23 protein-coding genes are annotated in these 25,484 nt (G+C 57.4%); 9 read left to right on the top strand and 14 right to left on the bottom strand.

Annotated features, from left to right (window positions below; genetic code table 11):
• Positions 1 to 288: 288 nt before the first annotated feature.
• From ABVT35_RS20245 to ABVT35_RS20270, 6 genes are all read right to left on the bottom strand, one after another.
• The gene (locus ABVT35_RS20245) at positions 289 to 777 is read right to left on the bottom strand and encodes a RidA family protein (protein ID WP_368468867.1); all 489 of its coding nucleotides are present in this window, start codon (positions 775 to 777) and stop codon (positions 289 to 291) included.
• 80 nt (positions 778 to 857) lie between these two features.
• Positions 858 to 1,541, bottom strand: a complete 684-nt coding sequence (locus tag ABVT35_RS20250) for a helix-turn-helix transcriptional regulator (RefSeq protein WP_368468869.1) — start codon at positions 1,539 to 1,541, stop codon at positions 858 to 860.
• A 124-nt stretch (positions 1,542 to 1,665) separates the two neighbouring features.
• Positions 1,666 to 2,040 (bottom strand): VOC family protein, encoded by a 375-nt coding sequence (locus ABVT35_RS20255; protein ID WP_368468871.1) that lies wholly within the window; start codon positions 2,038 to 2,040, stop codon positions 1,666 to 1,668.
• Between the two features lie 84 nt (positions 2,041 to 2,124).
• On the bottom strand, positions 2,125 to 2,910 hold the full coding sequence (locus tag ABVT35_RS20260) for an SDR family NAD(P)-dependent oxidoreductase (protein ID WP_368468873.1): 786 nt from the start codon (positions 2,908 to 2,910) through the stop codon (positions 2,125 to 2,127).
• A gap of 132 nt (positions 2,911 to 3,042) precedes the next feature.
• On the bottom strand, positions 3,043 to 4,953 hold the full coding sequence (locus tag ABVT35_RS20265; protein WP_368468875.1) for a propionyl-CoA synthetase: 1,911 nt from the start codon (positions 4,951 to 4,953) through the stop codon (positions 3,043 to 3,045).
• A gap of 232 nt (positions 4,954 to 5,185) precedes the next feature.
• Positions 5,186 to 5,848: a YggS family pyridoxal phosphate-dependent enzyme gene (locus ABVT35_RS20270; RefSeq protein WP_368469680.1), complete on the bottom strand. Its 663-nt coding sequence runs from the start codon at positions 5,846 to 5,848 to the stop codon at positions 5,186 to 5,188.
• Positions 5,849 to 6,096: 248 nt separating this feature from the next.
• Here ABVT35_RS20270 and leuS point away from each other — a divergent pair, with 248 nt between their 5' ends.
• From leuS to holA, 3 genes are all read left to right on the top strand, one after another.
• Positions 6,097 to 8,715, top strand: coding sequence for a leucine--tRNA ligase (gene leuS / locus ABVT35_RS20275; protein ID WP_368468877.1), 2,619 nt, complete (start codon positions 6,097 to 6,099; stop codon positions 8,713 to 8,715).
• Positions 8,716 to 8,728: 13 nt separating this feature from the next.
• The gene (gene lptE, locus ABVT35_RS20280) at positions 8,729 to 9,238 is read left to right on the top strand and encodes an LPS assembly lipoprotein LptE (protein WP_368468879.1); all 510 of its coding nucleotides are present in this window, start codon (positions 8,729 to 8,731) and stop codon (positions 9,236 to 9,238) included.
• A gap of 93 nt (positions 9,239 to 9,331) precedes the next feature.
• Positions 9,332 to 10,372, top strand: a complete 1,041-nt coding sequence (gene holA, locus ABVT35_RS20285; RefSeq protein WP_368468880.1) for a DNA polymerase III subunit delta — start codon at positions 9,332 to 9,334, stop codon at positions 10,370 to 10,372.
• Between the two features lie 39 nt (positions 10,373 to 10,411).
• Here the strand turns inward: holA and ABVT35_RS20290 are convergent, their stop codons facing one another.
• From ABVT35_RS20290 to mnmE, 5 genes are all read right to left on the bottom strand, one after another.
• Positions 10,412 to 11,284, bottom strand: coding sequence for a ParB/RepB/Spo0J family partition protein (locus ABVT35_RS20290; RefSeq protein WP_368468882.1), 873 nt, complete (start codon positions 11,282 to 11,284; stop codon positions 10,412 to 10,414).
• A 47-nt stretch (positions 11,285 to 11,331) separates the two neighbouring features.
• Positions 11,332 to 12,126 carry a ParA family protein gene (locus ABVT35_RS20295; protein ID WP_368468883.1) on the bottom strand — a complete coding sequence of 265 codons (795 nt, stop codon included), beginning with the start codon at positions 12,124 to 12,126 and terminating at the stop codon, positions 11,332 to 11,334.
• A 60-nt stretch (positions 12,127 to 12,186) separates the two neighbouring features.
• Positions 12,187 to 12,759, bottom strand: coding sequence for a 16S rRNA (guanine(527)-N(7))-methyltransferase RsmG (gene rsmG / locus ABVT35_RS20300; protein ID WP_368469681.1), 573 nt, complete (start codon positions 12,757 to 12,759; stop codon positions 12,187 to 12,189).
• A 195-nt stretch (positions 12,760 to 12,954) separates the two neighbouring features.
• Positions 12,955 to 14,850: a tRNA uridine-5-carboxymethylaminomethyl(34) synthesis enzyme MnmG gene (gene mnmG / locus ABVT35_RS20305; protein WP_368468884.1), complete on the bottom strand. Its 1,896-nt coding sequence runs from the start codon at positions 14,848 to 14,850 to the stop codon at positions 12,955 to 12,957.
• A gap of 194 nt (positions 14,851 to 15,044) precedes the next feature.
• Positions 15,045 to 16,379 (bottom strand): tRNA uridine-5-carboxymethylaminomethyl(34) synthesis GTPase MnmE, encoded by a 1,335-nt coding sequence (gene mnmE / locus ABVT35_RS20310; protein WP_368468885.1) that lies wholly within the window; start codon positions 16,377 to 16,379, stop codon positions 15,045 to 15,047.
• Positions 16,380 to 16,404: 25 nt separating this feature from the next.
• Between mnmE and ABVT35_RS20315 the strand changes: the two genes are divergently transcribed.
• Complete coding sequence (locus ABVT35_RS20315; protein WP_368468886.1) at positions 16,405 to 18,432, top strand: thioredoxin domain-containing protein; 2,028 nt, start codon at positions 16,405 to 16,407, stop codon at positions 18,430 to 18,432.
• Here the strand turns inward: ABVT35_RS20315 and rho are convergent.
• The 3 genes from rho to hemE all read right to left on the bottom strand — a co-directional run bounded on the left by rho (position 18,429) and on the right by hemE (position 21,476).
• Positions 18,429 to 19,694 (bottom strand): transcription termination factor Rho, encoded by a 1,266-nt coding sequence (rho, locus tag ABVT35_RS20320; protein WP_368468887.1) that lies wholly within the window; start codon positions 19,692 to 19,694, stop codon positions 18,429 to 18,431. The genes ABVT35_RS20315 and rho overlap by 4 nt on opposite strands.
• Positions 19,695 to 19,877: 183 nt before the next feature.
• Positions 19,878 to 20,423, bottom strand: a complete 546-nt coding sequence (hemJ, locus tag ABVT35_RS20325; RefSeq protein ID WP_368468888.1) for a protoporphyrinogen oxidase HemJ — start codon at positions 20,421 to 20,423, stop codon at positions 19,878 to 19,880.
• Positions 20,424 to 20,450: 27 nt separating this feature from the next.
• Positions 20,451 to 21,476: a uroporphyrinogen decarboxylase gene (gene hemE, locus ABVT35_RS20330; RefSeq protein WP_368468889.1), complete on the bottom strand. Its 1,026-nt coding sequence runs from the start codon at positions 21,474 to 21,476 to the stop codon at positions 20,451 to 20,453.
• Positions 21,477 to 21,880: 404 nt separating this feature from the next.
• On the opposite strand from hemE, the gene ABVT35_RS20335 reads away from it, so the two are divergent.
• Genes ABVT35_RS20335 through dnaQ form a run of 5 tightly spaced genes read left to right on the top strand, consistent with a single transcriptional unit; the run spans position 21,881 to position 25,472 of the window.
• On the top strand, positions 21,881 to 22,702 hold the full coding sequence (locus tag ABVT35_RS20335) for a pyruvate, water dikinase regulatory protein (RefSeq protein WP_368469683.1): 822 nt from the start codon (positions 21,881 to 21,883) through the stop codon (positions 22,700 to 22,702).
• 45 nt (positions 22,703 to 22,747) lie between these two features.
• Positions 22,748 to 23,347 carry a Maf-like protein gene (locus ABVT35_RS20340; RefSeq protein ID WP_368468890.1) on the top strand — a complete coding sequence of 200 codons (600 nt, stop codon included), beginning with the start codon at positions 22,748 to 22,750 and terminating at the stop codon, positions 23,345 to 23,347.
• Positions 23,340 to 24,185: a shikimate dehydrogenase gene (locus ABVT35_RS20345; protein WP_368468892.1), complete on the top strand. Its 846-nt coding sequence runs from the start codon at positions 23,340 to 23,342 to the stop codon at positions 24,183 to 24,185. The genes ABVT35_RS20340 and ABVT35_RS20345 overlap by 8 nt, the downstream gene beginning before the upstream one ends.
• Positions 24,182 to 24,781 carry a dephospho-CoA kinase gene (coaE, locus tag ABVT35_RS20350; RefSeq protein ID WP_368468893.1) on the top strand — a complete coding sequence of 200 codons (600 nt, stop codon included), beginning with the start codon at positions 24,182 to 24,184 and terminating at the stop codon, positions 24,779 to 24,781. Before ABVT35_RS20345 ends, coaE begins: the two co-directional genes overlap by 4 nt.
• A complete protein-coding gene (gene dnaQ / locus ABVT35_RS20355; protein WP_368468895.1) occupies positions 24,774 to 25,472 on the top strand; it encodes a DNA polymerase III subunit epsilon in 699 nt (232 codons plus the stop codon). The genes coaE and dnaQ overlap by 8 nt, the downstream gene beginning before the upstream one ends.
• The last annotated feature ends 12 nt before the right edge of the window (positions 25,473 to 25,484 follow it).

The following is a 25,484-nucleotide window of genomic DNA, read 5'->3' on the forward strand; positions in this document are numbered from 1 at the left end:
CGCCACCGGTGCCGGTGGTGATGCATTTGGCAAACTCGGCCGCCGTCGCCGAGTGGAAGTTCGTCGCAGAATAGGCCAAAGGCATATCCCACTTCTCAGCAAAGGCGGCGCCCGTTGCGGCAGCGCTGACTGCTACGGCGGCAACCGTGGTCATCAGTTTTTTCATTTGGTTTCCTCCTGGATTATACGGTGATTACTGAGCGATGTTCTTCTTCTTGGATGTAAATCTTGCCGTTGAACAAGGTGGAAGGTCAATATAATGCTGCCATCCGGCGTCTGGCAGGGTTCTCATTCAATAAGAACCTCGGCTTCGATTTCCACGGCAATGCCATCGCCAAACGGCAATTCGGCCATGCCGACAGCCGAGCGCGCATGTCGCCCGACGTTCGGACCGAAGACATTGTGAATGACATCGGAAAAGCCATTTATGACTGCCGGTTGCTCGGTAAAGCCGGGCGCTGAATTGACCATGCCGAACACGCGCCCCCAGCCTGTGATACGATCGAGATCTCCAAGCTCCCGTTTCAGGCTGGATAGCATTGATAGGGCTGTTTTTCGGGCAAGTTCATACCCCTCTTCCACGGTCACATCCGCCCCGACCTTGCCAAACGGAGTACTGAGCGATCCATCCGGATTTTGCGGGCCGTGTCCGGAGACAAACGCTCTGTCGCCGCGCACATTCACTTTTGCAAACGGCAGCCGCACGCCAGGCGGCAAGCTGATCGGTTCAGGCAGGATCAGTCCCAGTTCGTCCAGTTTTGATTGAATTCGCGCCATCGAACATCTCCCTTGTCTGGTCCGCTCCGACCTTAAAGGATATCTGCCCGGGTGCTACTCAAACGTGCCGGTGCCTTTGGCTAGTCGTCACGTTCCATAAGGCGGTAATAGTCAGCCAGCGTGCGGCCGCGTTCGGGCCGGAATGCCTCGCCCGTATCCTTTATGACGGCAATCCGGTCCAGCCTGAATGTTCTGAAATCGGTACGCAGCTCACACCAGGCCGCAAGCGTCCAGACCTTGCCCCAGAACCACAGGCCAAGCGGACGAATGCGCCGTGCCGTGGCGGCGCCCTCGGCATCCTCATAGCTTATTTCAAGGATTTGACGCTGATCCGCGGCCCTTTCCAGCAGATCGAAGCGGAGCCGGTCTTCTTGCGGCATCATGAAGTCGGGCGCGTGGATTTCCGTCTGCGAAATGCGGCCTCGTTCATTATCCGGCAGCACCGCTTCGATCTTGATCAGCGCCTCTTCGGCGGCGCGCGCCACCGTGGCTCCGCCCCAGGCTCGTGCCATGCGCGCGCCTGTCACCAGCGCAACGATCTCGTCGCGGGAAAACATCAGGGGCGGCAGGTCAAAGCCTTCGCGCATGATATAGCCTACGCCGGCCTCGCCATCGATGGGAACGCCCGTTGACTGCAGATCAGCTATATCGCGGTAGATGGTCCGCTCGGAAACCTCCAGCCGCTCGGAGAGCAGGGCAGCGGTCACCAGCCGGCCACCTCTCAAATACTGAACGATCTGAAACAGTCTGTCTGCTCGGCGCATGATCAGGGTCCCGAAATGCAAAATGGGCCCGGTGCTCTTGTCAGCACCGCGGCCGCTTTGTCAGGAGAACGGCCCGGACGTTGCCGCCCGGATCGCGCCAAAATCACAGTATCGCAAGGCCCGGTCAGTTGAACAGCCCGATGCTGTTTCCGTCCGGATCGAGACAATAGACAAACCGCCCGGCGGGAATGGGGGTAATGTCCGAAACGACCTTGCCGCCATTTTCCACGACACGGTCCATCGCCGCTTCGAGTTTCTCCGGCACAGCAAGGTGGATTGTGTTTCCTTTGCCCGGTTCACCGGCCTTTCCGGCATAGATATGCCCGGCGACACCGTTTGCCGGGTCTTTGTTCGGGAATATTCCGACCACGTTCGGACCCATTTCCGTTTCGACCAGTTCGGTTTGAAGAACAGCATTGTAAAAAGCCATCCCGGCTTTCAGATCGCTGACCGGAATTTCAAACCAGACAGCGGCATTTTCAGGCGCAAATGAGGACATTTGTCATCTCCGTAATTTCGTTTACGGGATGTTTATCGCACACCCCTCCTGACAACATTCTGTCAGGAGTTGCCGGTGTCCTGGTCAGCCATCGACAGGCACGGTGTAATTGAGCGGCAGTCGGCCGCCGTCTGCATAGACGGTTTGACCGGTCACATAGCTGGCATCATTCGAGGCAAGAAACGCTGCGATACCGGCAATTTCCGAGGGCTCTCCAATACGGCCAAGCGGCGTGCGCGACAGGATTTTCTCCCGGGCGCCCTTGTCCGAAACCACCGCGCCGAGCATGTCGGTCATGATCGAACCGGGTCCGATGGCGTTAACCCTGATGCCGTGCTGCGCCAGGGACAGGGCCATCACGCGTGTGAGCTGGGCAACACCGCCCTTCGACACGGAATAGGGCACCTGATCGGGCAACGCCACGACGGAATTGATGGAAGATATGTTGATGATGCAGCCCGGATCGCCGCCGTCATTGACCTTGTCGACCATATGACGGGCCACGGCCTGGCTGCAAAGGAACACGCCCTTCAAATTGACGCCGAGCACACGGTCGAAATCCGCTTCCTGGAGTTCAAGAAAATCGGCGGCGTGCGATATGCCGGCATTGTTGACCAGGATATCGATATCGCCGAAAGCATCGAGAGTTTTGGCCACCAGATTGCGAACATCCAGTCGTTCGGCAACATTGGCGGCAACGAACCGGACATCACCAAGGTCAGACAGATCATCGCTGGCCGATTCGCCGGCCTTTTCATCGTGATCTGCTATGATCACGCGGGCGCCATCGCTCAAAAACCGCTTGGCAATGGCATATCCGATGCCCTTTGCGCCACCGGTCACAATGGCGTTTTTTCCATCCATAGCCACATCATCCCCGACCTGTTGTTTATTTTAGGGCGGGAGAGTGTACCCATCGATGCACCGGGTCAACGGCCAAAAATCATACCGGTTATGTTAATTTCAACAGCAGGTCCAAAGGGGCCGAAAAACGGCCCCGTATCAGGATCTGACCAGCCCGCGGGCTTCCAGCGCCTGCCCGATTTCATCGAGAATGGCAGGATCATCGATTGTTGCGGGCATTTTCCAGCTTTCGCCATCGGCAATCTTCTGCATGGTTCCGCGCAGGATCTTGCCCGACCGGGTTTTCGGAAGCCTTTGAACGGTCAATGCGAGCTTGAAGGCGGCGACCGGTCCGATCTGTTCGCGAACCAGCTTGACGACTTCCTTTTCGATGTCCTGCTCACCCCGGTCGACGCCGGAGTTGAGCACCAGGAAACCAGCCGGAATCTGTCCCTTGAGGTCGTCGGCAATGCCGATAACGGCGCATTCGGCGACGTCCGGATGATAGGCGATCGCCTCTTCCATGGCGCCGGTTGAAAGCCGGTGCCCGGCGACATTGATGATGTCATCCGTCCGGGCCATGATGAAGAGATATCCCTCATCATCCATGTAGCCGGCATCGGCCGTTTTGTAATATCCCGGAAACTCCGCCAGATAGGCATCGTTAAACCGCTGCTCGGCATTCCACAGGGTCGGCAGGCAGCCTGGCGGCATCGGCAGTTTGACGACGATATTGCCAAGCTCGCCGCGGTCGACCGGATGGCCTTCGTCGTCGAGCACGCAGATATCGTAGCCGGGCATGGCAACGGTGGGTGAGCCGAGCTTCACCGGCAGGATACCAAGGCCGACGGGATTTCCGGCAATCGTCCATCCGGTTTCCGTCTGCCACCAGTGATCGATCACCGGCACGTTGAGCTTTTCGCGCGCCCATTCAATCGTATCCGGATCAGCCCGTTCGCCGGCAAGAAACAGCGTGCGGAAACCGGACATGTCGTATTTGCCGATGAATTCGCCCTGCGGATCTTCCTTCTTGATGGCGCGGAAAGCCGTCGGCGCGGTAAAGAGGGCGGCAACCTTGTGCTCCGATATAACGCGCCAGAAGGTGCCGGCATCGGGCGTTCCAACCGGTTTGCCTTCGAATACGATGGTTGTGTTGCCGTGAAGAAGCGGCGCGTAGACGATATAGGAATGGCCGACCACCCAGCCGACATCGGACGCGGCCCAGAACACTTCGCCCGGATTGACGCCGTAGATCGCATTCATCGACCAGTTGAGCGCCACCATGTGGCCGCCATTGTCACGGACAACGCCCTTGGGCTGCCCGGTCGTTCCGGATGTGTAGAGGATGTAGAGCGGATCGGTTGCTTCAACCGGCGTGCACGGCACATCGCGTCCGGCTTGCCGGGCCGCATCCATTGCCGCCACCATATCGACATCGCGGCCTTCGGTCAGCTCAGCCGGGTGTTCAGGGCGTTGAAAAAGAAGGCATTTCTCAGGTTTATGGCTTGCTTCGGAAATAGCCTCATCGAGCATCGGCTTGTAGGGAACAATGCGGTTCGGCTCGATGCCGCATGACGAAGCGATTATCAGTTTCGGCTGTGCGTCGTCGATACGGGTTGCCAGCTCATGTCCGGCAAAGCCGCCGAAAACCACAGAATGGATAGCGCCCAGACGGGCACAGGCAAGCATTGCCATCACGGCTTCGGCGATCATCGGCATATAGATGATGACCCGGTCGCCCTTTTCGACGCCGCAATCCTGCAAAACGGCCGAAAGCGCTTTGACCTCGTTCAAAAGCTCGTCGTAGCTGTAGGTCTTTTTCGTGCCGGTGATCGGGCTGTCGCAGATGACGGCCGCCTGATCGGCGCGGCCACCCTCCACATGTCTGTCCAGGCAATTATAGCAGGTGTTTGTCGTCGCACCGGCAAACCATCGGCCATATGGACCCTGGTCGGGATCGAACACCTTATCGGCCGGCTTGAACCAGTCGATCTCTTTTGCTGCTGTGGCCCAGAACTGCTCCGGCTCCGATTTCCAGCTGTCGTAAATGGCGTGATAGCCGCTGCCCATGGTGTTACCTCCCGTCGCAAACGCGTATTGGGGGCGGATGCTCCCTTGACATCCGCAGCCGGCCTTGCGGGCCGGAACCCTCATTCCATTGCATCCCGATTAAATACGAAATTTGCCGTCTGCAAAACGGCATTATATCCCGGATGCGCCGCCACTCTTACAAAAGGACGGCACACCCCGTAAATCCGACGTTAGAGTCATGCGACAATTTGGACGGTTGCAATTTTGCGCGTCAGCCACGCGCGCCGAAAATGGCCGATCCGACCCGCACCGACGTGGCGCCAAAGGCGATGGCCGTTGGAAAATCGGCCGACATGCCCATTGAAAGTTCTGAAACACCGGCCTCAAGGGCAAGTTTTTCAAGCAGTGCAAAATGCGGACCCGGATTTTCGTCAAAGGGCGGTATGCACATCAATCCGGCAACGGAAAGTCCGTGGGTGTCGCGGCAGTTTCGGACAAAATTAACGGTCTCCCGTGGCGTGACGCCCGCTTTTTGAGGCTCCAAACCGGTATTGACCTGGACGAAAAGCTTTGGCTTGCGCTGCTGTTTTTGCATTTCCTGTGCCAGGGCCTTGGCGATTTTCTCGCGGTCGACCGTCTCGATCACGTCAAACAGGGCAACCGCGTCTGCTGCCTTGTTGGACTGCAGCGGTCCGATCAGATGCAGTTCGATATCGGGCGTCTGTTGCTTCAAAGCCGGCCATTTTCCCTGCGCTTCCTGAACGCGGTTTTCGCCAAAAACCCGTTGCCCGGCGGCAATGACAGGAGCGATTGCTTCAGCATCAAAGGTTTTTGACACGGCGACAAGCTTGACGGACCCGGCATTTCGTCCGGCTTCCCTTTCCGCCTGTGAAACCTCCTGCCGAACCCTTTGCAGTCGATCTGTCGCCTTCATGTCCGCCTCTTCGCTTAGCCGGCCCGCCTTTGCGGTTGCCAGCCTCATGACACAGCTTTTGCCCCGATACAATGCATAGTTCCGGCGCCTACAGAGCCAAGCGGTATCATCCGGACATGCCGACCGGCCACAGCTATCGCCAGAATGCGCTCATTTTGACGCCATTCCGTGCGCGGACGGTTGACGCTTGCCGGGTTTCGTGGTGAAGCTCCGCGCAAAGTTTACTGATAATAACGGACCTCCTGTTGATGGCCATTGAACGTTACAATCCGCGTGATACAGAACCGCGCTGGCGTAAAGTCTGGGACGACAAGAAACTGTTCGAAACGGACAATGACGATCCTCGGCCGAAATATTATGTCCTGGAGATGTTTCCCTATCCGTCCGGCCGCGTCCACATGGGCCATGTGCGCAATTATGCGATGGGCGACGTCATTGCCCGTTACAAGCGCGCGCGCGGCTTTAATGTTCTGCACCCGATGGGCTGGGACGCTTTCGGCATGCCGGCTGAAAATGCGGCTATGCAAAACAAGGTGCATCCCAAGGATTGGACCTATCACAACATCGATGCAATGCGTGGGCAGCTTAAATCGATGGGACTGTCGCTCGACTGGTCACGGGAATTTGCCACCTGCGATGTCGACTACTACCATCGCCAGCAGCATCTATTCCTGGATTTTCTGGATAAGGACCTGGTCTACCGCAAACAGTCGAAGGTCAACTGGGATCCGGTCGATCAGACGGTGCTCGCCAATGAGCAGGTGATCGACGGGTGCGGCTGGCGTTCCGGCGCACCGGTCGAACAGCGCGAGCTGACACAGTGGTTTTTCAAGATCACCGACTTCAGCCAGGAACTGCTGGAAGCGCTGGACGACCTCGACCAATGGCCTGAAAAGGTCCGCCTGATGCAGAAAAACTGGATCGGGCGCTCTGAAGGTCTGCACATGCGCTGGCAGATCGTTCCCGAAACCTCCCCCTCGGACAATGGAAGCCTCGAGGTTTATACAACCCGTCCGGACACGTTGTTCGGCGCTTCTTTCATGGCTATCGCCGCCGACCACCCGCTGGCCCTCAAGGCGGCAGAGAAAAATCCCGATCTCGCAGCATTTTGCGACGCCTGCCGGCGCATGGGCACCTCGGTGGCAACACTGGAAACGGCTGAAAAGGAAGGCTTCGACACCGGCATCAAGGTGCGCCATCCCTTCGACCCCGACTGGCTGTTGCCTGTCTATGTCGCCAATTTCGTCCTGATGGATTACGGCACCGGCGCCATTTTCGGCTGTCCGTCGGGCGACCAGCGCGACCTCGACTTTGCCAATAAATACGGTCTTCCCGTCACTGCCGTCGTTATGCCGGAGGGCGGCGATGCAGCGAGCTTCCAGATTACCGAGGAAGCCTATGTCGATGACGGCGTGATGATCAATTCGCAGTTCCTCGACGGTATGACCCCGAAGGATGCCTTCGACGAGGTGGCACGACGCCTTGAGGCGGCCGACATCGACGGGCAGCCGCAAGCACGGCGCGAAACCAACTATCGCCTGCGTGACTGGGGCATTTCCCGCCAGCGCTACTGGGGATGCCCCATACCGGTCGTGCACTGCAATGACTGCGGTGTCGTACCGGTTGCGAAGGCCGACCTGCCGGTACAATTGCCGGACGATATCGATTTTGAAAAGCCCGGCAATCCGCTGGATCGTCATCCGACCTGGCGCGATGTCGCCTGCCCGAAATGCGGCGGCGAGGCCAGGCGTGAAACCGACACGATGGACACATTTGTCGATTCCTCGTGGTATTTCGCACGTTTCACGGCGCCCTGGCAGGACACACCGACCGATCCTGCCGCAGCGGACGGCTGGCTGCCGGTTGATCAGTATATCGGTGGCATAGAACACGCGATCCTGCACCTGCTTTATTCAAGGTTTTTCACCCGCGCCATGCGCATCGCCGGCCACGTCGACGTCAAGGAACCCTTCAAGGGGCTGTTCACGCAGGGCATGGTGGTCCATGAGACCTACAAAGGCTCCGCGGGCTGGCTGACCCCGGCCGAAGTCCGCGTTGACGAGCACGAAGGCCATCGCCGTGCCTTCCGGCTCGACACCGGCGATGAAGTGGAAATCGGCTCCATCGAAAAGATGTCGAAATCCAAGAAAAACGTCGTTGATCCGGACGATATCATTGCCTCCTACGGCGCCGATACGGCCCGGTTCTTCATGCTGTCCGATTCGCCACCGGAGAGGGACGTCATCTGGACAGAATCAGGCGTCGAGGGGGCACACAGATTCGTTCAGCGCGTCTGGCGGCTTCTGGGCGAGGCAGCACCGGCGTTGCTGGAAATCGATGCAAAACCGGCCAAAGAAGGCGACGCTGTCGCAATTTCGCGTGCCGCGCACAAAACCCTCAAGGCGGTCGGCGAAGACCTGGAGAAGCTGGCCTTCAACAAGGCCGTCGCCCGCATGCACGAGCTGGTCAACACGCTTTCAGGACCGCTGTCGGACGCCGCGGCGGGCAAAAACGATGCTGCAACACTGGCCGCGCTCAAGGATGCCGTTAGTATCCTGATATCCATTATGGCACCGATGACCCCGCATCTGAGCGAGGAATGCAACAGTGTCATTGGCGGCTCGACGCTGGTGGCCGAGACGCCCTGGCCGGAATTCGATATCGACCTCGTGACGGAAGACACGGTCAGCCTTCCCGTCCAGATCAACGGCAAGAAGCGCGGTGAATTGACAATTGCCCGCGATGCCGATCAATTGACGGTCGAACAAGCCGTGCTGATGCTGCCCTTTGTTCAGGCGGCATTGTCCGGAAACACGCCGCGAAAGATCATCGTCGTCCCGCAGAGGATCGTGAACGTTGTCGTTTGATGGGAGCTCCCGAATGAGACATGTCCTGCTTGCCGCAATGCTGGCTTTGTCCTTTGCCGGGCTGCAGGCCTGTCAGGTCAAACCGCTCTATTCAAGCCAGACCGGCGTGACATCAAGCCTTGCATCCGTTGGCATCAAGGAAGTCAATGATCGCGTAGCCCAGGAATTGCGCAACCAGCTGATTTTTCTTTATTCGGGCGGCAAGGGAGAACCGGTCAAACCGGATTACACGTTGAACATTGCCGTGGCCGGAACCGCCAGCGCCGCTTTGCGTGAAGAGCTGACAGACGGGATCACCGCGCAGCGTTACTCTGCAACGGTGACCTTCACGCTGCTTGACAACCGCACAAAGAAGGTTATCGGCAGCGGCAAACGAACCGTCGTCACATTTTATGACCAGACGACACAGGAATTTGCCAACAGGCGGGCGCTGCGTGACGCGGAAAACCGCGCCGCACACCAATTGGCTGAGATCGTACGGGCCGATACGGCTTCCATGATCTCGCAACAGGGCACAATCTGAGGTCTGCCAATTATTGCATTCAGGTTAACTACCTGTTTTGTAATAATAATTCTCAGGAAGCCATATTCCGCCTTTCGAACGTCGCAGTAGGACATGGCACAAAAAAAAGCCCACGAAGTCGACAGTTTTATAAAGCGGCCGGACCCGCGTTACCGTGCACTGCTGATCTACGGGCCCGACCGCGGGCTGGTTTCCGAACGGGCAACGGCGCTTTCCAGAACGGTGAATGTGGATCTCACCGACGATTTCAATGTCGTCAAACTGGATCCGGGCGATATTAAGGAAGATCCGGCCCGCCTGCTCGACGAAATCAATGCAATTGCGCTCTTTGGCGGCGACAGGCTTATCTGGCTGCGTGGTGCAGGCAATGAAAAGGCGATTGTCGATGCCGTTCAGGCAATTTCGGCTGACCCGCCGGAAGGCACCACACTGATAATCGAGGCCGGCGACTTGAAAAAGGGCTCTGCCCTGCGCAAGGCAGCCGAATCGGGCTCAGCGGCCATGGCCTTGCCCTGTTATGGTGATGACAGCCGCAACATTCACGCGCTGATTGACGAAGAACTGGGAAATGCCCGGCTGAAAATTACGCCGGGCGCACGCCAGCATCTCGCCGAAAGCCTCGGCGGCGACCGGCTTGCGAGCCGGGGAGAGCTACAGAAGCTGGCGCTCTACTGTCATGGCAAGGATGAAGTAAACGAAGAAGACGTTCTGGCGATCACCGGCGACGCGTCTGCCCAGTCGGTTGACGAGGCCGTGGATTGCATATTGACCGGCAATCTTGCCGGGCTCGACCACGCGCTGACGCGGATCAATGCGTCAAAAACACAGATATTCGTCGTACTCCAGGCATGCCTTCGGCAATTTCAGCTGATCGGTGTCATGCGTGGACAGATTGAGGGCGAGCGCAAGCAGATTTCCCAGGTAATCGGCGAATATGGTCGGCGGATTCACTTCCGCCGCAAACCGGCACTCGAAAAAGCGGTTCGAAACTGGAACGGTAAATCCGTTGGCGAGGTTCAGCAGCATCTTCAAAACGCGGTTCTTGAAACCCGCAGACAGCCCGCTTTGCAGGAAAGCATAGCACGACAGGCTTTATTGGCTATTGCACTGCGCTCATCAAAGCTTAGCCGGTAAAATATATGCCGGCTAAATAGATTTTGGTCTGATAGTTCTTTAACGCGACGCCTGAAGCAGGCGGCACAATTCGTCCAGCTGCTCGAGGGAACGGTATTCAACCCGCACCTGACCGCCGCGGTCACGGTGGCTGATCGTCACTTTCAGCCCGAGATTGTCGGTCAGCATCTTTTCAAGAGCCAGCGTGTCGGCATCCTTTTGCGGTGCCGGTTTCCGCTCGGGGCTTGGCTCACTTTCCTTCTGCGCCAGCCGTTCGGCGTCACGGACCGACATGCCTTTTGAGACGATCTGGCGGGCATTTTTCACGGGATCGGACGTCGAGGCGATAGCCCGGGCATGCCCTGCCGTCAAAGCGCCGCTCGACAGCATGTCACGCACGGGATCGGGCAGCTTCAAGAGCCGCAGGCTGTTGGCCACATGACTACGGCTTTTACCGATAATGTCGCCGAGGTCGTTCTGTGTGTAACCGTGTTCCGCAATCAGCTGTTCATAGCCAAGCGCTTCGTCCAGCGGATTGAGATCGGACCGCTGGACATTTTCGACAATGGCGATTTCCAGCGCAGTCCGATCGTCGACATCACGAATGAGGACCGGTATTTCAACCAGCCCCGCACGCTGCGCGGCACGCCATCGGCGTTCGCCGGCGATAATCTCGAAACGGCCCTGTTGCATCGGCCGAACCACGACCGGCTGAACGATGCCATGCTGATTGATGGATCGCGCCAGGTCCTCAAGATCGGCCTCGTCGAATTGCCGACGTGGATTGTTGGGATTGCGATCGACAAATTCTATCGGCACATGCTGGTCAGCCACCGAAACAGGTTTGTCCTGCACATCATAGGGCTGGTCCATTTCGCCAATGAGGGCGGCAAGCCCGCGTCCCAGCCGCTTTTTGGAAGTTTCGTCACTCATGCCTGCATCGCTATCTATTTGTTTTTGCGTTGATAATTCTCATCAACTCAAGCGGCCTGACGCCCGCGCTCGCGCTGGATGACCTCCGAGGCAAGCTTGAGGTAGGCCTGACTGCCCGAGCACCTCAGATCGTACAGGATAGCCGGCTTTCCATAGGAAGGCGCTTCCGAAACCCGCACATTACGCGGAATGAGCGTGCGATAGACTTTGTCGCCCAGATAGGAACGCACATCCTCGACCACTTGTTGTGCCAGGTTGTTTCGTGAATCATACATGGTCATCACGATGCCCTGGATGTCGAGATTGGGGTTCAGGGTGGAGCGCACCTGCCCGACCGTCTCAAGCAGCTGGCTGAGACCTTCAAGCGCAAAGAATTCGCACTGCAGTGGAACGAGCACCGAGTGCGCCGCTGCCATGGCATTGATGGTCAGGAGGTTCAGCGACGGCGGACAGTCCACCAGAATATAGTCGTAGATGTTTGCATCGCTCGACGCAATCGCCTGCTTCAGCCGGAACACGCGGTCCTTCTGGTCGGAAATTTCCATTTCCACGCCCAGAAGATCCATTGTGGACGGAATGATCGAGAGGTTCGGAACATCCGTTTCCATGGCGCTTTGGCCGATGCCGGCTTCGCCGAGCATCAAATGATAGGAAGACAGAACGCGGTCCTGCCGATCGATCCCAAGCCCGGTACTGGCATTGCCCTGCGGGTCCAGATCGATGATCAGTACCCGTTCGCCGATAGCCGCCAGCGCCGTTGCCAGATTGATGGCCGTTGTCGTCTTGCCGACACCGCCTTTCTGATTGGCAACGGTGATGATTCTATTTCGTTTGCCCAACATCTGTCAGCGCCTCGTAAGATTGCATTGCACGCGCAAATCCACCAACATTTTGTGTTCCCGTTATTTCAGTACAACCCTGTCGATCTGCAAAATAACGGAGTCCGCATCGACCACACTAGTATGTTCTACCAGATCAAACGACCACCTGCTACGGGCATTCGCGATCTCGCGCCGGTAATCCCGGCCTTTATGAAAAAATGCCGTTGCCCCGTCCTTCAACCATGGCATGGAATAGGTCAAAAGCCCGTCGAGATCGGTCAGCGCTCTGGCTGATACGGCATCGTAGCCGCTGAGATCTTCCGCTGCCTTTTCAATGCGAACCGCATGGACGGCGCCGCGCGCACCGGTTTCCGCAAGTGCCTGGCGAAGAAAAGCCGCCTTTTTTTGATTGCTTTCAACGAGATCGACATGTCCGCCGCCGGTTTCGGTCAAAAGGATAGCCGTCACCACACCAGGGAATCCGCCGCCGCTGCCAAGGTCCACCCACCGTTTTGGTCCTGGATTGAGCCCATAGAGCTGTGCGCTGTCGAGAACATGTCGCTCCCAGATCTGAGGCAGGGTCGACGGTGCGGCGAGATTGATGGTCTTGGACCATTTTTCAAAGAGTGCGACAAAATGCTCTAGCCGGCTCATTGTTTCACGTGAAACAGTGCCGAGACCCTGAACATTCCTGCGATCCTGTCCGGCCAAATCCCCACTCCCCTGGTATTAATACTGTCCGGATTATCCGGAAAACGCCCGCCGCGATCTGCTAGCACGTTCCTTGATAATGCACGATCGGCGACAGAAAAGTCGCGGCATTTTCCAACAAATATCCGGCTGCTTATATCAGGAAACGCGCGCCAGACCGTCTGATCCGTCCGTTTCCGTCTTGCGCAACTGTGCCAGGATCAACGTAATGGCTGCCGGGGTCATTCCTTCGATCCTGCTCGCATGTGAAATCGTCCTCGGCCGCTGTGCTTCAAGTTTCTGCTGCAGTTCATTCGACAATCCGGGCAGGGAGGAGTAGGAAAATGTTTCGGGAATGAATCGTTGCTCTTCCTTCTGCTGCGCCAGAATATCGCGCATCTGGCGATCCAGATAAACCGCATAGGCCGCCTCCGTCTCGACCGGTTCGGCAACCTTTCGATCCACCGAGCCCAACTCCGGCCAAATGGCCGAGAGGCTCTGCAGGCTATTTTCAGTATAGGCCAATAGTTCGTAAGCGGAGCGGCGATGACCGTCCTGATTGACCTTCAGACCATGCCTTCGCGCCTCCGTCGGCGTGATTTCCAGCGATTTCAGATGCGCCCGCAGTTCTTTCACCTGTGTATTCCAGCTTGTAAACCGCGCGCCGCGTTCGGATTTGACCAGACCCCGGTCTATTCCCGGCTGAGTCAGACGCAGATCCGCATTATCCGCCCGCAATGTGAGCCTGTATTCGGCCCGTGATGTAAACATGCGGTAGGGCTCCGAGACGCCGCGGGTCGTCAGATCATCAATCATCACACCGATATAGGAATCGGTGCGGCTGAAAATCCACGGATCGCTGTTGCCGCAAGTCAGCGCCGCATTGACGCCGGCAACAAGCCCTTGGGCGCCGGCTTCCTCGTAGCCCGTGGTACCGTTGATCTGTCCGGCAAGATAAAGCCCTCCGACAGCCTTGGTTTCAAGGCTGGGGTGCAGATCGCGCGGATCGATATGGTCATATTCGATCGCATAACCCGGCTGCAGGATCTTTGCATTCTCCAGACCGGGTATTGTTTGGATGAATTGCGTCTGTATCTCCTCCGGCAGGGATGTCGATATGCCGTTTGGATAGACCGTGATGTCGTCCAGCCCCTCTGGTTCCAGGAACACCTGGTGATGCCCGCGATCGGCAAACCGCACGATCTTGTCTTCAATGGACGGACAATAGCGCGGACCGGTCCCCTTGATGCGGCCCGAATACATGGCGGATTCGCCGATATTGTCCTCGATGATGCGGTGTGTTTCCGGCGTTGTGCGGGTCACGCCGCAATCAATCTGCTCGACATCGATACGATCCGTCATAAAAGAAAACGGCACGGGCACCGGATCAGCCGACTGTCGTCCGACAGACTGCCAGTCGATGCTTCGCGTATCCAGGCGGGCAGGGGTTCCTGTTTTCAGGCGCCCCAGACGGAAGCCGACATCCATCAATGTCTTTGAAAGGCCGGTTGCCGGACCCTCACCCATACGCCCGGCGGGAATTTGCTTTTTGCCGATGTGAATCAGTCCGCGCAGAAATGTACCGGTGGTCAGGACCACCGCGCCGCAATGCACCGCTCCGCCATCTGACAAGGTGACGCCTGCCACCCGGCCTGCAGCCATGATGAGGTCGTCTGCCTCGCCTTCGATGATGGAAAGGCCATCCGATGCCTCAATCGCGCTTAGCATTGCTTCACGATAGAGCTTGCGGTCAGCCTGGGTCCGTGGTCCGCGAACCGCCGGCCCCTTGCTTCTGTTCAGCAGTCTGAACTGAATACCCGACAGGTCGGCGACCTTGCCCATAAGCCCGTCAAGCGCGTCAATCTCCCGCACCAGGTGCCCTTTTCCCAGCCCCCCTATCGCCGGGTTACACGACATCACCCCAATCGTGTCACGCCGATGCGTTATCAGGGCGGTATTCGCACCCATGCGCGCGGCCGCGGCTGCGGCTTCACAGCCAGCATGCCCGCCGCCGATTACGACGACGTCAAATCTGGAAATGTCCGTTGCAGACATGGTGCACTCCTGTCCTGGCGCTCAGATCGGATGCCTGCATCTTTTTGTCAAGTGTTATTGTTTCACGTGAAACACTCTAAATGCGATGCTCTATCGGCAAACAGAAGGCATTGTGTCTCACGTGAGTCGTCGCGGTATCCCTGTTTCACGTGAGTCAGTACACGGTCTCGTTTTTCACAGGCCCGGCTCGGATGTTACTTGCCGATGCAAAACTCGCCGAAAATGAGATCGAGCAATTCCTCCACATCGATCTTGCCGGTCAGCCTGCCCAGAGCGTCACCCGCCCGTCGCAGCTCTTCTGACCGTAATTCTAACGGAACCGAATCATTGTCCAGCGCTTTTGAGATGCACCGCCGGCATTCTTCAAGATACTCCCGGTGCCGCTGCCGGTTGGGGAGAACGTTGACCATCACGCCGGCCGCATCACTGACCCGTCGCTCCAATAGCCGAATGAGGTCGTTAAGGCCGTCTTCGATTTTTACAGAGACGATACAATCATAATTCTCGGTCGATTTCTCCGCAGCCTGATCCGATTTTGACCCGATCCTCAGCACAGGCGGTCCGGACGGGCCAAGGTCGGCGACGGGCTGAGGCGCATTCATGTCCTCAAGCACCAGCACCAGATCGGCGGACCCGGCGGCGGCTAGAGCACGCCTTATTCCTTCTTTTTCGACGGACCCGGCATTTTCCCGCAGACCCGCTGTATCAAAAAGAATAACCGGATAACCACCAATATCGAGGTGCACCTCCAGAACATCGCGGGTGGTGCCCTGTTCATCCGACACGATGGCAATGTCCCGTCGCGCCAAAGCATTGAGAAGACTTGACTTACCGGCATTCGGCGCACCGAGAATAACAACACGGTAACCATCCCGAATGATTTCCCCGGCTCTGACGGCATCCAGGTGTTTGGCAATTTCTTCCGATAATTCGGCAAGGGAGGGCCAGATTGTATCGGCAACGGAGCCCGGTACATCCTCTTCGTCTGCGAAATCGAAATCCGCCTCGATCATTGCCCGCGCACGGATCAGACGCTCGCGCCATGAATCATATTGCCTGGAAAGGGACCCGGAGGATTGCTGCAGGGCCATGCGCCGTTGCATTTCCGTTTCCGCCGATATCAGGTCGGCCAGACCCTCTACCTCCGTCAGATCCATTTTCCCGTTTTCAAACGCACGTCGGGTAAATTCCCCCGGCTCGGCGCTGCGGAAGCCATCGAACTCGGCAAGACGTCCAAGAACGCTTTCGGTTACCGCACGCCCGCCATGGACGTGCAGTTCCGCACAGTCCTCGCCCGTAAAGGATCCGGGGCCCTCGAAGTAAAGCACCAAGCCCCGATCCAGAACCTGCCCGTGAAGGTCTTTGATATCGGTAAGGGTGGCCCGGCGCGCTTCCGGGACGTGACCGACCATGATTTCGAGGCCGAATCGAACATCGGGGCCGGAAATGCGTATCACCGCAACGCCGGCCAGACCCGCACCACTCGACATTGCGAAAATAGTGTCCCTATAGTGATCCTGCCGTTCCAACAACAACTCCTGCACCGGTGTTCTGATGACCAATGGTGAACTGACCAATGTTCTGAGCCAATCCGCAAGCCCCTATCTGCAGCAACACAAGGACAATCCGGTCCACTGGCAGATATGGGGTGAGGCTGCCTTAAATGAGGCCAAACGCTCCGGCAAGCCCATTTTGCTGTCCATCGGTTATGCCGCCTGCCACTGGTGCCACGTCATGGCGCATGAAAGCTTCGAGGATGAAGAAACCGCGGCGGTCATGAACGAGCTCTATGTGAATATAAAGGTCGACCGCGAAGAAAGAAGCGATATCGACCAGATTTACATGGCAGCGCTCCATGCCATGGGAGAGCAGGGCGGCTGGCCGTTAACCATATTTCTTAACCCCGAGGGAGAGCCGTTCTGGGGCGGCACCTATTTTCCCAAGACCGCAAGCCACGGACGCCCGGACTTTATCACCGTTCTGAAAAGCCTCTCGAGGATCTACCACGAGGAGCCCGACAAGATCAGCCGCAACACCGATTCGATCCGTGACCATCTTACCCGGACGCTTTCAGCCGCCGGAACCGCAATCGAGCCCGACAACTCGGCACTTGATCAGCAGGCGCGCGGTGTGCTCTCGATTATTGACCGCAAGAATGGCGGCATCGGCCAGGCACCGAAATTTCCAAACGCATCGATGCTGGAAACCCTTTGGCGTCACTGGCGCTCCACCGGATCCGCCGGGTCCCGCGACGCAGCCCTTGCATGGATCCGTGTCCTCGTGACCGGCGGCATATACGATCATCTTGGCGGTGGGATATCGCGCTACTGCGTCGATTCCATCTGGCTCGTACCGCATTTCGAAAAGATGCTCTACGACAATGCCCAGCTGTTGCGGTCGCTTTTATGGGCCTATGAGGAAACCTCCGATCCCTTGTACAAAACCCGCATGGAGGAAACCGTCGAATGGATCAGCCGCGAGATGATCATGCCGGACGGCGGGATCGCATCGAGCCTTGACGCCGACAGCGAAGGCGAAGAGGGGAAGTTCTATATATGGCAAAAAGCGGAGATAGACAAAGCCCTCGACAGTGACGCTGAACTCTTCTGCACCCAATACGATGTCAGCGAAGGCGGTAATTGGGAAGGCAGCAACATTTTAAACCGGCTGCGGGTTCCTGCCCTCGCAACCGGAGCCGATGAAGACCGGCTTGCCACGTGCAGAGCCGTGCTACTGAAAGAAAGAAACAAGCGCATACGTCCCGGCCTGGACGACAAGATCCTCTCGGACTGGAACGGCCTTGCCATTCGCGCGCTTGCCGAAGCCGGTGCGCATCTTGACCGGCCTGACTGGATCGCGATTGCCGTTCGTGCCTATGAATTCATAACCGGATCGATGATGAGCGATAACCGGCTGGCCCACGCCTGGTGCAACGGCATAACCACCTATCCTGCTCTCGCCTCCGACTACGGTGCCATGATCAATGCAGCGATTGCCCTTTACGAGGCAACACTCGACACATCCTACATTGATCAGGCGGAACGATGGGTCGGCGTTCTCGATGCCTATTACGCCGACGGAAAGGGCGGTTATTTTTATACCGCCAGCGACAGCGCCGACGTGCTGCTGCGCACCCGCCACGAGCATGATGATGCGGCGCCTTCCGCATCGGCACAAATCCTGGAGGCGCTCGGCAGGCTGTCGGCAATATCCGCAAATCTCGACCTTCCGGCCAAGACCGCCGTATTTGCAGCGTCCACCTGGGGCCGTGTCAGCCAGGTACCGATGGCCGCGAGCGGCACCATCAACGCTATCGATACGGTTCAAAATCCAAAAAAACTCGTGCTGCAGAATCCGGCTAAGGAGATGCTTGCCGTCGTCCGGTCAAATCCTGATCCTTCGCGCATCGATCTCGTGGCCGCGGCATCGCACGGTGTTGAAACCTTGCTGCCGGACTCGGCCGATTACGATCCCGGCAAACAAAAAGAGGCCGCGGCATATCTGTGCCACGGCCCCACCTGTCTTCCGCCTGTCTTCGACGCCCAAGCTCTCAAGGAACTTTTGAGCCCGGGGAAAACCTAGGCATTCATCGAATCGAAGAAATCGGCATTGTTCTTCGTCTGCTTGAGCTTGTCGATCAGGAACTCGATCGCATCCGTGGTTCCCATCGGCGCAAGAATCCGGCGAAGCACAAAGATCTTCTGAAGATCCTGCTTCGGTATAAGCAGATCTTCCTTGCGCGTACCGGATTTGAGAATATCCATTGACGGGTAGATGCGCTTGTCGGCGACCTTGCGGTCAAGCACGATTTCCGAGTTGCCGGTGCCCTTGAACTCTTCAAAGATCACTTCGTCCATCCGGCTGCCGGTATCGATGAGGGCCGTTGCTATAATCGTCAGCGAACCGCCTTCCTCGATATTGCGTGCCGCGCCGAAGAAACGCTTTGGCCGCTGCAGCGCATTGGCATCCACACCGCCGGTCAGAACCTTGCCGGATGACGGCACGACCGTGTTGTAGGCGCGGCCGAGCCTGGTGATTGAATCCAGCAGGATGATCACGTCACGCCCGTGCTCGACCAGTCGCTTGGCCTTTTCAATGACCATTTCCGCGACCTGAACATGCCGCGATGCAGGCTCGTCAAAGGTCGAAGACACGACCTCGCCATTGACCGACCGCTGCATGTCCGTGACTTCTTCGGGACGCTCGTCGATGAGGAGCACGATCAGATAGCATTCCGGATGGTTGGCGGTTATCGAATGGGCAATGTTCTGCAGGAGAACCGTCTTACCGGTGCGTGGCGGCGCAACGATCAGCCCGCGTTGCCCCTTGCCGAGCGGCGCAACGAGATCAATCACCCGTGCCGACAGATCCTTCGATGTCGGATCGTCGAATTCCATGTTGAAGCGCTCGTCGGGATAGAGCGGCGTCAGGTTGTCGAAGTGCGTTTTGTGACGTATCTTTTCCGGATCGTCGAAATTGATGGTGTTGACCTTCAGCAGCGCAAAATAGCGTTCGCCTTCCTTGGGGCCGCGGATGGGTCCTTCCACAGTGTCACCGGTCTTCAGCGAGAACCTGCGGATCTGCGAAGGAGAAATATAGATATCGTCGGGACCGGGAAGATAGTTCGCGTTCGCCGAGCGCAGAAATCCGAATCCATCCTGCAGAATCTCGACAACGCCTTCACCGATGATCTCGATATCCTGCGCCGCCAGTTTTTTCAAAATGGCAAACATCAGTTCCTGTTTGCGCATGGTGCTGGCGTTTTCCACTTCCAGCGACTCGGCAAATTCGAGCAGTTCTGTCGGTGTCTTGTTCTTCAGCTCTTGAAGCTTCATTTCCTGCATGGGATTTCCAGATTGTTATTCAGGGACTGCATTATACGGTCTGTCTTGGGGAGATTCTTTGACGGCCGGCGGGCCATCTACCTCATGCGTAGGAGGGAATATTCGATCGAGCGATTCACGTGAAACGTTTCGAAAAGCATGCGGTGCTTCGCCTGTCGCATATTTTGCGGCAAACGGCAAGCCTCAAAACGGTTTGACGATCACCATGACGACAATGAAGATCATCAAAACGGTTGGAATTTCGTTAACCATGCGCCAGTGACGCGCAGGCTTGTCACGATGGTCCGAAGCAAAACGCCGCAGGGATTTGCCGAAATAGCCGTGCACGGCCGAAAGCCCCAGTACCGCGGCAATCTTCAGCCATAACCAGATGCCGGAAAACCCGAAACCCTCATAGGCGAGCCAAAGACCCAGCACCCAGGCAACCACCATGGCCGGTGTCATGATGATCCGGTAAAGCCGCGCCTCCATTACCTTGAAGGTTTCCGACTGTTGCGATCCTGGGTCGCTGTCGCTGTGATAGACAAACAGCCGCGGCAGATAAACCATGCCCGCCATCCAGGAAATGATGGCAACGACATGAACGGCCTTGATCCAGAGATAGAGCTGCGGCGGGTTCCACACCATCAGCGCGGCGACACCAGCACACAATACAACGATCGCGACCCGCGCTTTGACCGCTGCCTGCCGCCCCGCTGTTTCGTCAATGCTCCGGTTTTGTGTCGTCATCACACCCCTTCCGGCCTGAGCGCCCTTCTAGGCTGAACGAACCCGCTCGACCAGTCTTGTAACGTGTTCCGGATCCGCCTGCGGCGTTATGCCGTGACCAAGATTGAAGATCAGCGGTCCATTGCCGAGCTCCGCCAAAATGGCATCGACACCCTCGTCAAGTGCCCTCCCGCCGGCGACAACGCGCATCGGATCGAGATTGCCCTGCACCGGACCCTGTTCCTGCAGGTTTTTGGCAAAAGACAGGGGCACGGCCCAGTCGAGGCCGATTGCGTCAGCACCCGTCTTCTGGCGGTAGGTTGAAAGCAGATTTCCCGCACCTTTTGCAAAAGCGATGATCCGTGCCTGTGGGTGGCGCTGCCGGACCTTGCCGATAATCTTGCGCACCGGCTTTACGCAAAAGCGTTCAAACTCTGTCTCCCCGAGAACACCCGCCCAGGAATCGAAAATCTGCACCGCATCCGCCCCGGCTTCGATCTGGGCACAAAGATAATCCGCGGAAAGATCGCTGAGCAAATCGAGCAACGCATCAAAAGCTTCCGGCTCGCGATAGGCAAACAGACGCGCCGGCGCCTGATCGGGCGTTCCGTGACCGGCGATCATATAGGTCGCAACGGTCCAGGGAGCGCCACAGAAGCCAAGCAATGTCGTTTCGTGCGGAAGAGCCTGCCGCAATCTCGAAACCGTCTCCATGACCGGCGCCAGGTGGCTGAGCATTCGCGATCCGTCGAGCCCGGCAATGCCAGCCGCATCGATCGGTGTCATCAGCGGTCCGCGTCCCTCTTCAAAGCGAACGTCCCTATCAAGAGCATCTGGGATGACCAGGATATCGGAAAACAGAATGGCTGCATCAAAGCCATAACGCCTTATCGGCTGCAAAGTGACTTCCGTTGCAAGTTCCGGTGAGTAGCACAGCTCCAGAAAGCTCCCTGCCTCTTTCCTTGTCCTGCGGTACTCCGGCAGATAACGGCCTGCCTGCCGCATCAACCAGACGGGTGGGGGAAACACGGTTTCACCACTCAACACCCTCATGACCTTGCGGTCTTCAACCATGCCTGGATCCTTCGTACATTAAAAAAGAAAAGATATTTAAAGAGTCTTCTATTTCTTAGAGTCGGTGGGTTTCAAGGATTAAAGAATGTTCAGCCGAACTCCACAGTTTGGATAACCCGCACTCACATAGCACAAGATCGGCCGATGTCTGTGGATTATCGCAGAAATCGGATAAATCCCTTTTATTTCAATCTCTTAAAATATGAGCAAATGGCAGCATTCTGTGAATAAACTGTGCCATAAATTGCAGAACCTGTTTGTCTTTCGTCATCCACAGGGGTGTTGAAGTTCAGTCCCGGACCATCGTCGATGTGGACAAATGGGCCGGATATCCCTTACCTCTGACCCATGCACAGCCAGTGAGCCGGATCGTTCACAGCTATCAACAGAACCGGATGTATTTTGTGGATCAGCCGAAAAACTATTTTCACCTGCACCTCATTTCTGATTCGACCGGCGAGACGCTGATAACCGTCGGCCGGGCGGCGGCCGCGCAGTTCACCGGAACACGGGCGCTTGAACATATTTACCCCCTGATTCGCACCGTCAAACAGCTCGAGCCCGTCCTTGATACGATCGACGGCGCACCCGGCATTGTCCTTTACACCGTGGTTGATACCGAGCTTTCTCAGATGATCAGCAACCGCTGCAGGGAAATGAATATCCCCTGCGTCTCGGTGCTCGATCCCGTCATTGCTCTCTTCCAGTCTTATCTCGGACCACCGTCCGAACATCGCGTCGGCGCGCAGCATTCTCTGAACGCTGAATATTTCCGCCGCATGGAAGCGCTGAACTTCACCATGGAGCATGATGACGGCCAGCTTCCGGCAGACATCGAGGATGCGGATATCGTTCTCGTCGGTATCAGCAGAACCTCGAAAACACCGACCAGCATCTATCTCGCCAATCGAGGCTACAAGACCGTCAATATCCCGATTGTTTACAATGTGCCGCTGCCGGATGTTCTTGAAACTGCGGAGCACCCGCTGATTGTCGGCCTCGTTGCAACGGCGGACCGGATTTCACAGGTGCGGCGCAACCGCGTGCTTGGCGCAACGCAAGACTACACCGGTGACGAATATACTGACCGCGTCGCGATCGCCGAGGAACTGAAGTTCGCCCGCAATCTGTGTGCCCGCCACAACTGGCCGACCATAGATGTCAGCCGGCGTTCCATCGAGGAAACAGCGGCCGCCATTCTTGCGCTGGGCGTCAAGGCGCGCTAGGCGGAAGGACCAACGCCGCCTTCGAGGTGCAAGAGGAAAACTCAAATGCCGCAAGAACTGGTCCTGGCATCCGCCAGCCCCTTCCGCAAATTGCTGCTGGAAAACGCCGGTGTGGAATTTGCCGCCCAGGCAGCCGATATCGATGAACGTGCTGTTGAAGCGCCGCTGCTTGAAGGCAATGTCGGACCAGAAGATACCGCACTGGTGCTGGCCGAGGCCAAGGCGCTGGACGTCAGCGAAAAAAGACCCAGCGCTCTTGTCATCGGATCGGATCAGACCCTGTCGCTTGGCGATGAGGTTTTTCACAAGCCTGCCGATATGGAGGCCGCACGCCGTCACCTACTCAAGCTTTCGGGCAGGACCCACCAGCTCAACAGCGCCGTCGTCATTGTCCGTGACGGTGAAACCCTGTGGCGGCATGTGGCAACGGCCAGTCTGACCATGCGGCAGCTCGATCCGGGATTCATCGGCCGCTATTTGTCGAAAGCCGGCGACAGGGCGCTGTCGAGTGTCGGCGCCTATCAGTTAGAAGGTATCGGCATTCAGCTCTTCGAGCGCATCGAGGGCGACTACTTTACCATCATCGGACTGCCGATGCTGCCGCTGCTCGGTGCGTTGCGTGATATGGAGGCGATCGATGGCTGACATGAAGCGAGCATTTGTGACCGGCTTTCCGGTCAAGCATTCCCGCTCGCCGATTATCCACAACCACTGGCTCAAAAAGGCCGGAATTGAGGGCTCCTATGAGATCGTCGAGGTTTCACCGGAAGCGTTTCCGAAGTTCCTGGCCGGCCTCACCGATGGTAGCAGCGGCTTTATCGGCGGCAATGTGACGATCCCGCACAAGCAGGCCGCATTCGAACTGGCGAACCATGCCGATGAAATCGCCAGCGAACTTGGCGCGGCAAACACGCTGTGGGTAGAGGGTGAAAGGCTGATGGCGACGAACACCGACGGTTATGGTTTTGCCGCCAATCTCGACGACCTTGCGGCCGGTTGGGACCGAACCGACACAGCTGTCATCCTTGGAGCCGGCGGTGCCAGCCGGGCTGTCATCCAGACCGTTCGTGATCGCGGGATAAAAAACATTCACGTTGTCAACCGTACGGTTGCGCGTGCGCAGGAACTGGCGCAACGTTTTGGTACCAGGGTCCACGCCCATGCTCTCGGAGCGCTGGGCGAAGTCCTGCGCGGCGCGGGATTGTTCGTCAACACCAGCGCTCTTGGCATGGGCGGAACGGACGTGCCGGATATTGATTTTTCGCCAATGGCGCATGGAGCGATCGTGACGGACATTGTCTATACGCCGCTCGTCACGCCCATCATGGCCATGGCCGACCGCCAGGGCCTTAAAACCGTGGACGGCCTTGGCATGCTCTTGCACCAGGCCGTGCCAGGTTTCGAAAAGTGGTTTGGCATCCGGCCCGAAGTCACGGATGATCTGCGCCGGGAAGTGGTCAGTGATCTGGAGAGTGGTGCATGATTGTGCTCGGCCTTACGGGATCGATCGGAATGGGAAAATCGACAGCGAGCGAAATGTTCTCCGATCGCGATGTGCCGATCATCAGCGCCGATGAGATTGTTCACAGGCTCTACAGCGGCGAAGCCGCGCCTTTGATAGAAGAAGCCTTTCCGGGAACTGTCGAGGACGGCGTTGTCGACCGGACCAAACTGTCTGCGGCCGTGCTAAACAATGAGGAGGCGTTCAAGAGGCTCGAGGCCATCGTTCATCCGCTTGTCGAAAAGCAACGGGAGCAGTTCGTTGAAGATCAGCGTCAGGCAGGCAAACCTCTTGTGGTTCTCGATATTCCGCTTCTTTTCGAGGGCGGCGGCGAAAAGGCCGTCGACAAGGTGATTGTGGTATCTTGCGGTGCCGAACAGCAAAGGGAACGGGTATTGCGGCGGCCCGGCATGACGGAAGAAAAATTCGAAGCCATCCTGTCGCGCCAGGTTCCCGATGCGCAAAAACGCGCCCGTGCCGATTTTGTCATCGACACATCGGGCACATTCGAAGAAACCCGCCTGCAGATAGATGCGGTCATAGATGAATTGCTGGAGGAAGTCAGCGGCCATGCGTGAGATCATTTTCGACACGGAAACCACCGGCCTCGACAACCAACAGGACCGCGTCATAGAAATCGGCGGCGTCGAACTTGCCAACAAATTTCCGACCGGCCGCACATTCCACGTCTTTATCAACGCGCAGGGCAAAAAGGTGCACCCTGACGCGCTCGCCGTTCACGGTATCACCGACGAATTCCTTGAAGACAAACCGTCTTTTAGCGAGATCATCGAAGAGATGAGCCAGATCTTTGACGGTGCGAAACTGGTTGCCCACAACGCCAATTTCGATATTGGGTTCCTGAATGCCGAATATGCCCGCCTCGGCCTGCCGCCGATCGATCCCGGACGGGTGATCGACACGCTGGCCCTTGCCCGCCGCCGTCATCCAATGGGCCCGAATTCCCTTGATGCGCTTTGCAAGCGATACGGGATCGACAATTCTCACCGCACCAAACACGGCGCGCTGCTCGATGCCGAATTGCTGGCGGAAGTCTATATCGAGATGAATGGCGGTCGCCAGGCGGCTCTCGGCCTGAGTGAAAAGGACGCATCCGGCTCTGCGCAGAACCGTCAGAACACGGTTGCCAGCACCGGCCGGCGGCCCGAGCCATTGCCGTCGCGGATGAGTGACGAAGAGCGCGCGGCCCACCAAAAACTAGTAGAGGGCCTCGGTGAAAAGGCCCTCTGGAACAATTATTCGGATTGAGTTTGCCGGTCA

The organism is Hoeflea sp. TYP-13 (assembly GCF_040932035.1).
Taxonomy (GTDB): Bacteria; Pseudomonadota; Alphaproteobacteria; order Rhizobiales; family Rhizobiaceae; genus Hoeflea_A.